The organism is Flavobacterium frigidarium DSM 17623 (assembly GCF_000425505.1).
Classification (GTDB): Bacteria; Bacteroidota; Bacteroidia; order Flavobacteriales; family Flavobacteriaceae; genus Flavobacterium; species Flavobacterium frigidarium.
The window spans coordinates 203,193-218,237 of the sequence record NZ_KE384392.1 but is presented as its reverse complement, the minus strand read 5'-3'; the positions used below and the strand labels follow the sequence as shown (position 1 = coordinate 218,237).

The following is a 15,045-nucleotide window of genomic DNA, read 5'->3' as shown; positions in this document are numbered from 1 at the left end:
TCATGTCTGAACAATTAACAACTATACAAGCAAGTAACCATCCTATTTATTTTAATGAAAAAGGATACGAAGCTTTGAATGAACATTTAAGAAACAATAAGTATTCGAACCTATTTATCATTGTTGATAGCAATACTAATGAATCCTGCTTGCCTAAATTACTACCCATTTTAGAAACAGATTTAACTATTGAAATTATCGAATTTGAAAATGGTGAAATCAATAAAAATATTGAGACTTGCGTCGAAATATGGAATGTACTTACAGAGCTAGGTGCTGATCGAAAAAGTCTTGTGATTAATCTAGGTGGTGGTGTTGTAACAGATTTAGGAGGATTTGTCGCTTCTACATTTAAACGTGGTATCGATTTTATCAACATTCCTACTACCCTACTTGCTATGGTTGATGCCTCTGTAGGCGGTAAAAATGGTGTTGATTTGGGGAATTTGAAGAACCAAATTGGTGTTTTTAATCTTCCGGTAATGGTTCTAGTAAATACAGAATTTTTAGAAACCTTGCCACAAAACGAAATGCGTTCTGGTCTAGCGGAGATGTTGAAACATGGTTTGATTTTCGATAAAAATTATTGGGAAAAATTTCTTGATTTAAAAGAGTTGGATTACGCCGATTTTGACACTTTAATTCACCGTTCTGTAGCTATCAAAAACGAAATCGTTACGATTGATCCCACAGAGAAAAACATTCGAAAGTCATTAAATTTTGGTCACACTTTAGGTCATGCAATCGAAAGTTACTTTTTAGAGAGTGATCAAAAAACCACATTACTTCATGGCGAAGCTATTGCTGTAGGAATGATACTAGAAAGCTACATCGCTTACAAAAAATCATTACTAACTAATACCGAATATATAGAGATAAAAGAAGCTATAAAAGCCATTTTTGATGACATTGCATTCGATACAAATGACATTGATCCGATACTTGAATTACTCATTCATGATAAGAAAAATGAGTATGGTAGCATTCAGTTTGCGTTAATTGACGGAATAGGAAATATAAAAATAAATCAATTGGTTGAAAATGAATTAATTCTTGAAGCTTTTACAGATTATCAATCTTAAATATTTTTTAGCTAAAAGGATTGCATTGCGTCTATTTTATTTTTTACATTTGTCCCAATGAAAAACACAAAAAACAAAGGTAATTACGGGTCTAATCGAATTGAAAACAATAGTTCTTTCTCTAGAGTGTTGAAGCATTTCTATTCTATAAAAGGAAGCTTTACTTTTGATATTTTTCAATACTTGAAACTTGAGAATAAAAAGTTGCAAATAATTTATGCGAATATTAGAGTTTGAATACCAAACGGTACTTTTTTTTCAAACTTAAAATAATCTTTATACTCAAATTCAATGAATACAAAATATTCCGACTTAATAAATCAAACATACTATTTCCCTCAAGAAGAATTTAAATTAAACAAAGACAATCTTCAATTTCATAACATTGATTTAATGAAATTAGTAGAGCAATATGGTACTCCTTTAAAGTTTACCTACTTGCCGCAAATTTCTAACAATATCAATAAAGCAAAAAGTTGGTTTCGTAAATCAATGGAGAAAAACAAGTACGATGGTAAATATTTTTACTGCTACTGTACAAAGAGTTCTCACTTTGAATTTATTATGAATGAGGCTTTTAAAAACAATATTCACGTTGAAACATCATCAGCATTTGACATTAATATTGTAGAAAATTTAATGGCTAACGGAAAGATTAATAAAAGCACTTATGTAATATGTAATGGTTTTAAAAGAGACCAATACATTGAAAATATTGCTAGATTAATCAACAATGGTCATAAAAACACCATTCCTATTATCGATAACTACGAAGAACTAGATTTGCTTCAAGCAGAAATTAAAGGGAAATTTAAAATAGGAATTCGTATTGCTGCTGAAGAAGAACCTAAATTTGAATTCTATACTTCTAGGCTAGGAATAGGATATAAAAATATTGTCAATTTTTACAAAAAGCAAATTCAGGACAATGAGAAGTTAGAGTTAAAAATGCTACACTTTTTCATTAATACTGGTATCAACGATACTGCATATTACTGGAATGAATTAGTAAAATGTATTAAAGTATATATTGCTCTTAAAAAAGAATGTCCTTCATTAGATGGATTGAATATTGGTGGTGGTTTCCCTATCAAAAATTCATTAGCTTTTGAATATGATTACCAATACATGATTGACGAAATCATCAATCAAATTAAAATAGCTTGTGATGAAGCTGAAGTTGATGTTCCCAATATATTTACAGAATTTGGTTCGTTTACTGTAGGAGAAAGTGGTGGAGCAATCTACCAAATCCTTTATCAAAAGCAACAAAATGATAGAGAAAAATGGAACATGATTGACTCTTCATTCATTACTACTCTACCAGATACATGGGCAATTAACAAGCGTTTTATTATGCTTGCAATTAACAGATGGAATGAAACTTATGAACGGGTTTTACTAGGTGGGTTAACATGTGATAGTGATGATTACTACAATTCTGAACAAAACATGAATGCTATTTATTTACCTAAATACAATAAGGAGAAACCTTTATACATCGGTTTCTTTAATACTGGTGCCTACCAAGAGACAATTGGTGGATACGGTGGATTACACCACTGTTTGATTCCGCAACCTAAACATATCTTAATTGATAGGGATGAAAACGGAATTATTGCAACAGAAGTTTTCTCAGAACAACAAACTTCTGAGGATGTGCTAAAAATTCTAGGTTACAACACAAAATAATAAATTACATAATTAGTCAAAATAAAATTTCGCTATATTTGAAAGCATACAATATTCAATAGCCGATTTTTTAAAAATTAAAATCCAATAAAATGAGTAAAGGACCAATCAGTCAGTTTATCGAAAAGCATTACTTGCATTTCAATTCTGCGGCTTTAGTAGATGCAGCAAAAGGCTATGAACAACAGCTAGCAAATGGAGCTAAAATGATGGTAACTCTTGCTGGAGCAATGAGTACTGCCGAAATTGGAAAGATTTTTGCAGAAATGATCCGTCAGGACAAAGTGCAAATTATATCTTGTACAGGTGCAAATTTAGAAGAAGACATCATGAACTTGGTAGCTCATTCACATTATGAAAGAGTGCCAAACTACCGTGATTTGACTCCAGAACAAGAATGGGATTTACTTGAAAGAGGATTAAATCGAGTAACTGATACTTGTATTCCTGAGCATGAAGCATTCCGTCGTTTGCAAAAACATATTTACAAGATTTGGAAAGATGCAGATGATAAAGGAGAACGTTTTTTACCGCATGAATTTATGTATAAAATGCTTTTATCAGGCGTTTTAGAGGAATATTATGAAATTGATTTAAAAGACAGCTGGATGTATGCTGCAGCAGAAAAAAACTTACCAATTATCTGTCCAGGATGGGAAGATAGTACTATGGGAAATATTTTTGCTTCATATGTTATTAAAGGAGATTTAAAAGTCTCTACGATGAAATCTGGAATAGAATACATGACATTTTTAGCAGATTGGTATCCTAAAAATTCTGCTAATGGAGTTGGATTTTTCCAAATTGGTGGTGGTATAGCCGGAGATTTTCCAATTTGCGTTGTTCCTATGTTGTATCAAGATATGGAAATGCCTGAAACTCCTTTTTGGAGTTATTTCTGCCAAATCTCAGATTCTACTACTAGCTACGGTTCGTATTCTGGAGCAGTACCAAATGAAAAAATTACTTGGGGTAAACTAGATATTAAGACTCCTAAGTTTATTATTGAATCTGATGCTACAATTGTGGCACCTCTTGTATTTGCTTATATATTAGACCTATAGAATATCATTATGAAAAGAGTAATTGTTGATTACGCAAAACTTACTAACGAAATTTTAAACCTATTAGTAGAAAAATTTCCTGACGGTTATGACGACTCAGATATCATTCGTTTTAGAAATGCTAAAAACGAATTAATTGAGGCTGTTGAAGTACGAACTGAAGATACTATTTATTTAGTTAAAGTAAGTATGAAACTTGCTGACAGAATAGAAAATCATGACGATGATGAAGATATCGATGATGTAATCGAACCAATCATCCCTATCAAAGGTCTAGACTTAGACGACGATGAAGATGACGACGATGATGACGATAACTTAGATAAGCCTGATGTTGATGATGAAGATGATGACGAGGATTCTAACAAGAAAGATTACTCTGATGACGACGATGACGACGAAGATTAATTCATTACAGATATTAAAGGAACTCTTTTACAGAGTTCCTTTTTTTATTAAACAAAATACCAAAAACTTTTACTTTTAAGATTTCCTGCTCTTTATGATTACATCTCAGTTATTACACGATACATTAAAAGAAAATTTTGGATTTGAAAAATTTCGACCTAATCAGGAAAAAATTATCAATTCGATTATTAGTGGTAAAGACACTTTGGCAATTATGCCTACAGGAGGTGGAAAGTCGATTTGTTTCCAACTTCCAGCTTTGGTATTCCCTGGCTTAACCATTGTAATATCACCGCTTATCGCCTTGATGAAAGACCAAGTTGATAGTTTAAAAACTAATGGTATTGAAGCTTGCTATATCAACAGTAGTCAATCAGCATCTGAGCAGCAAGCAAATATTGATGCAATAAAAGATGGTCATATAAAAATTGTCTATATTGCTCCAGAGAGTTTATCTTACATTGAAAACCTTTTCAATACGATATCTTTAAGTTTGATAGCAATTGATGAAGCGCATTGCATTTCGTCATGGGGTCACGATTTTAGACCTGCTTACACTAATTTAGGCTATTTAAAAAAGCGGTTCCCCTCTACTCCTATTTTAGCGCTCACCGCTACTGCAGACAAAGCAACTCGAAGAGACATTAGCGCACAATTGAATTTAATTGATCCGCAGACTTTTATATCGTCTTTTGACAGAAAAAATTTAAGTTTGGAGGTAAGGCCAGCATTAGATCGTGTAAAGCAAATTCAAGATTTTATCGAAAGTAGGCCTATCGAATCTGGAATCATTTATTGTCTGAGTAGAAAAACCACTGAAGAATTAGCCCAAAAATTGAATAAAGCTGGTATTAATGCTAAGGCTTATCATGCAGGATTAGATGTAGCACTTCGATCAAAAACACAAGATGAATTTATTAATGACGATTGCCAAGTTGTATGTGCTACAATAGCTTTTGGAATGGGGATTGACAAATCAAATGTTCGCTGGGTAATTCACTATAATCTGCCAAAAAATATAGAAGGGTACTATCAAGAAATTGGTCGTGCTGGTCGAGATGGATTACCGTCAGAAACTATACTATTCGAAAGCTACGGTGACGTCATTCAATTGCAAAAATTCGCCTCACAAGGATTGAACGCCGAAGTACAACTAGCTAAATTAGAAAGGATGAAGCAGTATGCAGACGCATTTAGTTGCCGACGCAAAATACTACTGTCCTACTTTGGAGAACTAGTAACAGAAAATTGTGGGAACTGTGACATTTGTAAAAATCCTCCAGAATTTTTTGACGGAACTGTGATTGCTCAAAAAGCACTTTCAGCAATTATTAGATTAAAGGAGTCAGAACCTTTGCCAGTAATTATTGATTTTTTACGTGGTTCAAAAAATGCTTATATCTTCGAAAAAGATTATCAGAATTTAAAAACGTATGCTGTAGGGAGTGATATTTCTTGGTTTGATTGGAACCAATACATAATTCAATTAATTAATCAAGGTTATTGCGAAATCGCATTTCATCAGAAGAATAAAATTAGATTGACGACTTTAGCCAGAGAGGTATTGTTTGAAGGTGATAAAGTGCAGCTGACAACAATGGTCAAAGCAAATACTGAAAAGACAACCGCGATTGAACCAAAACGTAAAGCTGCGGCAAATTCTTTATTCGAAATACTTAAAAAGTTACGCTACGATATCTCTAAAGAAGAAAGCGTTCCTGCTTATGTTATTTTCAGTGATGCGGCTTTACGCCAAATGGAAACGATTAGACCTATGAGTGATGAAGAATTTATCACTATCGATGGTGTTGGAAAAGTAAAACTAGAAAAGTACGGTGATGCGTTTATTAAAGCAATTATAACATTTCATAAGGATAAAACGGCCAAAGTCAAAAAAGCATCAAGCACTTATAAAGAGACTTTAGAGTTATTTCAAAACGGACATACAGCCGAGCAGATTGCAATAAAAAGAAAATTAGGCCTAGGAACAATAATGTCTCATTTTGCTAAGTTATACTCTGATGGTGCCGATATTGATTTGTACCAATTTGTCTCAAAAGAGGAGATTACACTCGTTAATAAAGCGAAAATAAAATTAGAAAGCCCAACGACATTGAAACCTTACTTTGATTTTCTAGATGAGAAAGTGGGTTACGACAAAATCAGATTGGCATTATCAATTATAGAAAAAGAAACAATATACAATTAGCAAGAATGATTAATTCATTTTCACCTTATATCAATAATGAAACTAAAATTTTAATTTTAGGAACGATGCCCGGCGTGCAATCTTTAGAGAAGCAGGAATATTATGCGCATCCTCGAAATCATTTTTGGAAAATAATGTATACCCTGTTTAGCGAATTACCAATTGCAGTAGCATTTGATGAAAAAATAAAATTACTGCAAGAGCATCATATCGGTTTATGGGATGTCCTTGAAAATTGTGAAAGAGAAGGAAGTTTGGATATTCATATCAAAAACCAAAAGGTCAATGATTTTAATTCTCTTTTCGAACAGTATCCTCAAATAAGAAAGATAATTTTTAATGGCAAAGAAAGCCATCGCTACTTTTTTAAAACATTCGGACAAATAGAAGGCATCACATACTATGTGATGCCTTCAACAAGTCCTGCAAATACCATGTCCTTTGATAAAAAGCTTGAATTATGGGCTTCTTGTTTCTAAAGCTATAAATATCTTTCTTCAAAAATTTTCTGATGGTGTTTTTGATGTCCTATCATAATAAAACCAATAGCTCTAACTGAAATCGAATGATTTGATGCTGTTCCAATTCTTTGCAATTGTTCCTTAGAAAAACTTTTAAATAATGATAGTGTTGCCTGTCTAACCACAGACATTTCAGTTAATAGTTCTTGCAAAGGCCTGTCTTTTGCATTAGTATTATCAACATAATCACCCTCATCAAAACCTGGCAATGGTGTTTTATCATTTCTAGAAATTCGCAATGCGCGATAAGCAAAAATTCGCTCTGTATCGATTATATGTTGGATGATTTCTTTAATTGTCCATTTGCCTTCGGCATAACGATAATCAAATTTATCCATTGGAATATTTTGAACAAATCGTATGAATTCATGAAGTGAAATTTCTAACTCTTCGACTAAAACTCCTTTAGATGAACCTTGAATGTACCCCTCAAAAAAAGGGGCATATTCATCTTTATTTAATTCAGTTACTAGCATATTTTATTTTTAAGCTGAGTTTCTACTTGCATTTGTATTACCAAATAAGGAGCGCATTACTATCTTTTCATAAACCTTAATTAGAGTTTCATCAGGTACAGCTGCTTTATTTAATTCGTTAATTCTAAGTAAAGCATATTGTTGTATTGTCAACAAAGGCAATACAATGCGTTCTCTTATTTGAATTGATGCTTTACCATCAGCATAGTTTTCCATTAATTCTGTATGACCTGCTATCTTTAATAATAAACGCTTTGTTTCTAAAAACTCATCATAGATTATCTGCCAGAATTCTCCAAATTCAGGATCTTTTTTCATGTAAGCTGTTAATGGGAAAAATGATTTAGCCAGGGACATCATACTGTTTTCTAAAAGTGTTTTAAAGAATAAAGAGTTGTCATATAAATCTTGAACACTATCCCACTGATCACTATCTTCAAAGTGTTTTAAAGCAGCACCTACTCCAAAGAAACCTGGAACATTTTGCTTTAACTGACTCCATGATCCCACGAAAGGAATTGCTCTTAAATCGGCAAAATCTAATTGTGCAGATTGACTCCTTTTAGAAGGTCGGCTACCAATATTCGTTTTAGCGTAATATTTCAACGTACTCATTTGCTCTAAATACGGAATGAATTTAGGGTGGTTTTTAAAACTTAAATATTTTTTATAACCCAAGTCAGCTAGCTGATCCATCACTTCTTTTTCTTTGATGGAAAGTTCGTTTTTATTTTTACTAAAAACTTGATTAGTTACACCTGCACTTAATAAGTTTTCTAAATTATAGCGACAAGAATCTAAGGTTCCAAAATTTGAACTAATTGTCTGTCCTTGAACCGTAATTTGGATTTCGTTATTTTCAATGGTAGGTCCTAGGGAAGCGTAAAACTTGTGTGTTTTTCCACCACCTCTTGCAGGAGGCCCACCACGACCATCAAAGAATATTACTTTAATACCGTATTTTCTGGAAATCGCAGTTAAGGCTTCCTTGGCTTTAAAAATGCTCCAGTTTGCCATTAGATAACCACCATCTTTTGTACCGTCAGAGAAACCAAGCATAATTGTTTGTTTCAACTCACGCTTTTCTAAATGGGCAGCATACATAGGATTAGTGTACAGTTGCTCCATAACAATATGAGCACTCATTAAGTCATCTACAGATTCAAATAATGGAATTACATCTACCGTAGGTTGTTCCCAATCTGTCAAACGAATCATGGCAAACGTTTCCATCACGTTCAACGCGCTTTCATTGTTACTTATAATGTATCTATTGGCACCTTCTTCACCATTTTGATCTTGAATCGTTTTAATAGCTTGAATGGATTCAATTGTAGAGCGTGTAATTTCGTTATCAAAATCAGCCGAATTTAAATTTCCTTTAGCATTAGCCAGAACCTCAAATTTTTCAGTTTCGCTTAATTCGTAGTAATTTGCTGGAAAAACAGCACCTTCACTTTTTTGATAAAAGTCAAAAATATCTCTGAAGACATCATTATGGATTCGGCTATTTTGACGTATGTCTAGAGTAGCAAAATGAAAACCGAAAAGATTTACTTTTATGAGTAAAGCATTTAAATCGTCTAGATAAAGCGACTGATGTTGCTCTACAATAATAGTCTTGATTTTATTTAATTGCGCTTTAAACTCCTCCAATGTAATGTAAATTTCTCCTTTTGAATAGAATACAGAACGGTAAAGTTTATGTTCAAGTTCTGCAACTAAAACATCTACATTAAAGAAGGTTAGCTTTCTTTTTAATGCACGCATTTCGATATAATAACATTTCAAAATTGATGTTCTCAATCGATCTGCTACATTTAAAGTTATATCTGTAGTAACGAAAGGATTTCCATCACGATCACCACCTGGCCAAAATCCCAACTTAATCAGTGCATTTTGAATTTCGATATCCTTAAAAATATTCTTTTGTAGGTATTGCACCATATCACCTGAGGTGTGGTAAAAGACATTTTCTAAATACCAAATTAAACTCACAGCTTCATCAAAAGGATTTGGTTTTTCATTCTTTATAAAAGGTGTCTTACCTAATTGCGCTAAAAGATGTTTGATTTTTAGAAGTTTATTATCTCTAATAGCATCCGTTAAATCATTGATAATCCCTAAAACAGAACCAGGATAAAATTGTGTGGGATGCGCAGTTAGGACCGTGCGTACATTGAATGATTCAAGAAAAGAGATTAATTCTTCCTTTTTTCCTTTAGCATCAGCTTTTTCCTTTATATCTCTAAGAGATCCACGCCCTTCCATATTGTTTACCACAGGAAATGCAGCATCTTCAACAGCATCAAATAGTACTATTTGACGTTCAATATATTGTATAAAACGAAACATTAAACTAATTTGATTTTCTTCTGATTTATCATCAAGGTATTTCTCTGAGAATTGCTCCATAATTTCTTTTGGAGTTTCTTGTTTCTTGAAACCTGATTCACAAACCTCTGTAAATAAAGGCAATAAAACGCCGGTATTATCAATTGAATCGAAAGGTAGAGTTATAAAAACACTGTTGTATATATTGTATTTTGAGAGCACGTTTTGATTAAAACGTTCAATTTTAGGTAGCGTATACATAATTTGTTATAGTTGGTTGGTTATAGCGGAAAATAGTTATAAAAAAATAACCCCAAGAGTTAACTTGAGGTTATATATTAAAATATAGCAATCAAGCTAGTGTTACATATTTTTGAAAATAGTGTGCATTAAACGCTTTTTATCGTTAATGCTTTCCTCAAGAGAAATCATAGTTTCAGTTCTATATACACCATCGATATCATCAATCATAAAAATAACGTCTTTAGCGTGCTTAGTATCTTTTGCTCTAATTTTGCAAAAAATATTGAATTTACCTGTAGTAACAGATGCTACGGTTACAAAAGGAATTTCGTTAATACGTTGCAACACAAATTTAGTTTGTGAAGTGTTATTTAAAAACACACCCACATAAGCAATAAATGAATATCCTAATTTATCGTAATCGAGCACTAATGAAGATCCCATGATAATCCCAGCATCTTCCATTTTTTTAACTCTTACATGAACCGTTCCTGCAGAAATCAATAGTTTCTTAGCAATATCTGTAAATGGAACTCTGGTGTTGTCAATCAACATATCTAAAATTTGATGATCTACTTCATCTAAACGGAACTTACTCATATTTTTTTTATTAATTTTATTATATGCTAAAACAAAGTGTAAAATTATACATAAAAACATGAAAACTCACTGATTTTTTATTTTTTTATCAATCCGTTAACAAAAATTATGTTTTTATCTAACATGAAGTTGGCTTTTTGATCTAATTTCGGAAAATTAGAATAATCATCACTATATGTTGCCCCCTTAGCATCATATTCGTGATGAGCAAAAAACCCATCCAAATTACCGATTTCTGATATATATGCATTAAAACATAAATTATTATCAATCAGCTCTTCCTTGTACTGCGCAGCAAAATTCGTTATTTTTTCAATACCATCATAATTTATTTTGACATTTTTATATATAAAATCATAAAAAACCACTTTATTCTGAGGAATATTCAAATATTCACTGTATCTATTGCTAACTATATCGTTTTCGCAAAATGCTTGAAAACTCACAATTAATGACATAAATACATATTTGCGTGTTTGCTCTCTTGCATAATCGTCAGGAAAGTGACCTGCCTCGAATAAAATTGTAGCAGCTCCTAAAAATTGGAAAGTATCCCCTATACAGTTGATATTGAATGAGTCATCAAAACGGCCAATGCCGCCAGGAAGATAATCCCTCATTACTCCATTAATACTTGCGATTACATTTATTGCTTTTAAGCGATTCTCGTTGATTTCCCTTTCTTCATTATATGCTGGTGCTAAAAAAGATAAAGTAGCAGGAATTCCTGTTGTGTCAACACCAAAAATCGTACGTTGATCATGAAGGTTGTAGCAGTAATCAGGTTTGAAATTTTCAAACAAAGCCCTTAATAACTTGCTCTCCGGTTGTGTTAGGTCTTGAGAATCTCTATTTAAGTCTATACTATTGGCATTTGCTCTTGTGTATAAATATGCCCCGTCAGGATTTAGCATTGGTATCGCTAAAAAAGTAAAGTTATTTAAGAATTGTTTAGCTAATGCTGTATCACCATTAAGGAAGTTTAAGAAATCAAACAGCGCTTTAGTTGTTGTACTTTCATTGCCGTGCATTTGTGACCAAAGAAATACTTTAGTTTTTCCGAATCCAATCTTGTAACCATATATGGGACGGTTCTCAACTGATTTACCAACTATCTCTAAATTATTATTCTTATTTAAACGATCTAATATTGGCTCGATTTCCTTTAACGTAATATATCTTCCTGAAATACTACTCTCCTTGTATGTTTGATGTAATTGCTCTAAATCCATTTTTTATTGTTTGGTTTACAAAAGTAAACAATTGTAAATTTACAATTGTAATTTACAATTGTGGTTCATAAATTATAATTGTAAACTAGTAAAGAAACACAATAATGCGTTTTATATCGCAGAAAATAAGGAAGAATATACCTTGTTAATTAAATTAAGTAAATAGCTTATAATCAATTAATAGATATTAATTAAATAAAGTGATTGTTTAGTTTATATTCCTCAAATAGCCTCTGTTTATAACCTTTTGTTGCTAGGTGACAACAATTTTATTACATTTGTAAATAACAATAATCGAAATAGAATTTACAATGGTAAACATAGAAGATTTCATTAAAAGATTGGAAGTAATTCTAGATTATTATGGTCTGAACGCTTCATCATTTGCAGATAACATAGGTGTACAACGCTCTAGTTTGTCTCACCTTTTATCTGGGAGAAATAAGCCTAGTCTAGACTTTATACTAAAAATTTTAGAGGTGTATCCTGAGGTTGATTTGTATTGGATTCTAAATGGTAAAGGTATTTTCCCAAAGGTTTCAGTAAATCAAAAAATAAGTAGCCCAAGCTCTTCATCAGTCCATTCTGCTAATCAGGAGATTGTACCTCCTAACATTGTAAGTCCAGATAAAGCCATAGTCTCTGAGACTAATTCCAACATACAAGATTCCACTGCACAAGAGTTAGTGAAGGATTCAGAAATTGATAAAATAGTCATTTTCTATAAGGATGGTACTTTTAAAAGTTATCGCCCATAAAAAAGCCTCAATTCTCGGTAAGAATTGAGGCTTTAATTAGTAGTAGTGGTATTGTGTATTATTTTCTTAAAACAAATATTGATGTTACACCAGCTTCTGCTCTTACATTTGTAGGTGCAGCATCTCCAGTTGCAGTAGGGTAACTAAATGTTAAGACTTGACCTCCCGCGTTTAATCTCTCAGCAACATAAATATTGTTAGTTACATCGTCATAGGCAACATCTACGGGATTACCTAATAAAGACTGTGCTCCATAAATTCTAACTTGGTTTGACACAGCAATTGTTCCCGCTGCTGCAGTGGATGAAAATACAGAAGAGAAATTTTTAATTATCACCAATCCACCGTCAGTAGCTGAAGTTGCACTAGCGACATCTGTTAAAATCATTACATCATCATTTGATGAATAAGTAATTCCGTGCGTTCTTGTAAGTCCCTCAATAGTTACACGTTTTGTTGCAGTGATTGCACCACTCGCATTACTTGTAAAATTCTTAAACTGAACAATATCTCCAGTCAAATCAGCAACAGCATATAAATCATTTCCATCCATATGAATTCCCCATAATTTAAAGCTAGTAGTGAAGGATTTTAGCAATGTAAAACCTGTCGTTGTTCTTTGGTATAAAAACAATTTATTTGTGTTTCCATTAATGTCCGCTTGGTCTTGTGCTACAACAACCATATCTCCTGAAACTGCCGTTTCTCTTGGATTTGTAAAATCTGTTGCAGCGCCTGAAATTGACAACGTCAGGTTAGCTATTCCTGAAGTTACTGCGGTTTTGATACCTGCGTAAGTTTCTAGTTTATTGTTTGTTCTAGATACAACAGTGATAGCATCAGTATCGCTATTGTATGAAACACCTTCAGCGTCTAATGATGCAATGGTAAAATAGCTTACAGATGGTGAGCTAGCTAATAGATTTGTGTAACTTACCTTTCCTGAAGTGTTGCTGGAAGTTACAAGACTTAATTCTTTTGATTCATTGTTATTATCAGAATCATTGTTATCACATGAAGTGAATAATAACATTAGTAAAGACGAGCAAATAAATAAATTTTTCATAATTTTTTGTTTTGTTAATTAACAATCATTTACGGAAAATTTATGAGTACGGTTTTAAAGTTTTCAAACTTTTTTTAAAATTCGTATCCTTGATTAACTATTTTACCTTTAACTCCATGAAAATGCATAGATAAGATAGCCATATCTGCATCTAAATTTCCTGTAGGATCTAATGGTTTTCCTAAACTAACTTGCTTTCTTCCAAAATCGAAAGTGACTGGTATGATAGGCACACGAGCTTTCATGGCAATGTAATAAAAACCGGTTTTTAAACTAGCTACTTTTTTACGCGTACCTTCAGGCAATACAGCTAATCTAAAAATTTCTTTTCTTTCGAAAATAGCAGCAACAGAATCTACTTTATTTAAACCTCCAGTTCTATCGAGAGGTTCTCCCCCCATATATCTAAAGTAAGCGCCAAACGGAAATTTGAAGAGTTCTTTTTTTCCTACCCAATGCATTTGCAACTCAGTAATTCCTCGAGTAAAAATTCCTAAATAGAAGTCGTGTGCACTAGTATGAGGCAAGACCATCATCACACATTTTTTTACTGATGGGTCTATGGATCCAACAATCTTCCAGCCCATTAGGTTAAAAAATATCCATTTGTACAAAATCTTCTTCATTCCTCTATTTTTTTGCGCAAAATATATAATTTAAAACTTATTTTTGGTAAAAAGCAGTATCGATGTTTAAAAAAATGATTAGTTATCTCATTCCAGTCACTATTTTCTTATCTAAGTCTACTTTAAGTAAATCACTTGAAGTAACTTGGGTGAAAGGCAAGTTGATTTTAGATTCTGAAAACACCAATTATTCTTATGGTAATTTACAAAACATATTAAGATTAGGTTTAAGGGAAATAGGATTTGAAAAGATAAAAAATATGAATGAAGTACTAGTTCTAGGTGTTGCAGGCGGAAGCGTGGTCAAGACATTAGTAGACGAAATCAATTTTGACGGTAAAATAACGGGCGTCGAAGTAGATCCTTCGATTATTGATGTAGCCAACAAATATTTTAAATTAAACGAAGTCTCACAGCTAGACATCATAATCGATGACGCTTTTGAATTTATTTTGAAAACAAAAAGTACGTATGACTTAATTATCATTGACATTTTTCAGGATACTAAAATGCCTAATTTTTTATTTGAATCTTACTTCGTCAATAGAATTTGCACTTTGATAAACGATTGTGGTGCTGTTTTATTCAACACAATGCTTTTAAATGATCAGGATAATTCTCGAAATAAGAAATACATTAAAGAATTTAATTTGGATAATTTCAAAATCAGAACAATCCCTAGAATAGAAGAACACAATGAATTAATTGTGATCGAAAAACAAAATTAATTAAGC

At 32.3% G+C, this 15,045-nt stretch carries 14 protein-coding genes; 8 read left to right on the top strand and 6 right to left on the bottom strand.

The genetic code is table 11. The features are described from left to right. Positions 1-2 precede the first annotated feature (2 nt). From aroB to H603_RS0113700, 6 genes are all read left to right on the top strand, one after another. Positions 3-1,082, top strand: a complete 1,080-nt coding sequence (aroB, locus tag H603_RS0113730; protein WP_026709153.1) for a 3-dehydroquinate synthase — start codon at positions 3-5, stop codon at positions 1,080-1,082. Between the two features lie 291 nt (positions 1,083-1,373). Next, entirely contained in the window at positions 1,374-2,774 is a 1,401-nt protein-coding gene (locus H603_RS0113720; protein ID WP_026709151.1) for a type III PLP-dependent enzyme domain-containing protein, read from the top strand. A gap of 92 nt (positions 2,775-2,866) precedes the next feature. Further along, entirely contained in the window at positions 2,867-3,838 is a 972-nt protein-coding gene (locus H603_RS0113715) for a deoxyhypusine synthase family protein (protein WP_026709150.1), read from the top strand. 9 nt (positions 3,839-3,847) lie between these two features. Continuing rightward, on the top strand, positions 3,848-4,246 hold the full coding sequence (locus tag H603_RS17490) for a hypothetical protein (RefSeq protein ID WP_026709149.1): 399 nt from the start codon (positions 3,848-3,850) through the stop codon (positions 4,244-4,246). 94 nt (positions 4,247-4,340) lie between these two features. Next, positions 4,341-6,455: a DNA helicase RecQ gene (gene recQ, locus H603_RS0113705; RefSeq protein WP_035676088.1), complete on the top strand. Its 2,115-nt coding sequence runs from the start codon at positions 4,341-4,343 to the stop codon at positions 6,453-6,455. Between the two features lie 5 nt (positions 6,456-6,460). After that, entirely contained in the window at positions 6,461-6,934 is a 474-nt protein-coding gene (locus H603_RS0113700) for a DNA-deoxyinosine glycosylase (RefSeq protein WP_026709147.1), read from the top strand. 2 nt (positions 6,935-6,936) lie between these two features. On the opposite strand, the gene H603_RS0113695 is transcribed toward H603_RS0113700, so the two are convergent. The 4 genes from H603_RS0113695 to H603_RS0113680 form a co-directional block, all read right to left on the bottom strand. Next, the gene (locus tag H603_RS0113695) at positions 6,937-7,452 is read right to left on the bottom strand and encodes a DinB family protein (protein ID WP_026709146.1); all 516 of its coding nucleotides are present in this window, start codon (positions 7,450-7,452) and stop codon (positions 6,937-6,939) included. Positions 7,453-7,461: 9 nt separating this feature from the next. After that, positions 7,462-10,047 carry a phosphoenolpyruvate carboxylase gene (locus tag H603_RS0113690; protein WP_026709145.1) on the bottom strand — a complete coding sequence of 862 codons (2,586 nt, stop codon included), beginning with the start codon at positions 10,045-10,047 and terminating at the stop codon, positions 7,462-7,464. A gap of 102 nt (positions 10,048-10,149) precedes the next feature. Continuing rightward, complete coding sequence (locus H603_RS0113685) at positions 10,150-10,629, bottom strand: Lrp/AsnC family transcriptional regulator (protein WP_007139244.1); 480 nt, start codon at positions 10,627-10,629, stop codon at positions 10,150-10,152. A 77-nt stretch (positions 10,630-10,706) separates the two neighbouring features. Further along, positions 10,707-11,861 (bottom strand): M14 family metallopeptidase, encoded by a 1,155-nt coding sequence (locus H603_RS0113680; protein ID WP_026709144.1) that lies wholly within the window; start codon positions 11,859-11,861, stop codon positions 10,707-10,709. A gap of 311 nt (positions 11,862-12,172) precedes the next feature. Here H603_RS0113680 and H603_RS0113675 point away from each other — a divergent pair, with 311 nt between their 5' ends. Next, entirely contained in the window at positions 12,173-12,619 is a 447-nt protein-coding gene (locus H603_RS0113675) for a helix-turn-helix domain-containing protein (RefSeq protein ID WP_026709143.1), read from the top strand. A gap of 58 nt (positions 12,620-12,677) precedes the next feature. On the opposite strand, the gene H603_RS0113670 is transcribed toward H603_RS0113675, so the two are convergent. Continuing rightward, the gene (locus H603_RS0113670; RefSeq protein ID WP_026709142.1) at positions 12,678-13,685 is read right to left on the bottom strand and encodes a hypothetical protein; all 1,008 of its coding nucleotides are present in this window, start codon (positions 13,683-13,685) and stop codon (positions 12,678-12,680) included. A 74-nt stretch (positions 13,686-13,759) separates the two neighbouring features. Beyond that, positions 13,760-14,311 (bottom strand): 1-acyl-sn-glycerol-3-phosphate acyltransferase, encoded by a 552-nt coding sequence (locus H603_RS0113665; RefSeq protein WP_026709141.1) that lies wholly within the window; start codon positions 14,309-14,311, stop codon positions 13,760-13,762. A 62-nt stretch (positions 14,312-14,373) separates the two neighbouring features. On the opposite strand from H603_RS0113665, the gene H603_RS0113660 reads away from it, so the two are divergent. Next, the gene (locus tag H603_RS0113660; protein WP_026709140.1) at positions 14,374-15,039 is read left to right on the top strand and encodes a spermidine synthase; all 666 of its coding nucleotides are present in this window, start codon (positions 14,374-14,376) and stop codon (positions 15,037-15,039) included. The last annotated feature ends 6 nt before the right edge of the window (positions 15,040-15,045 follow it).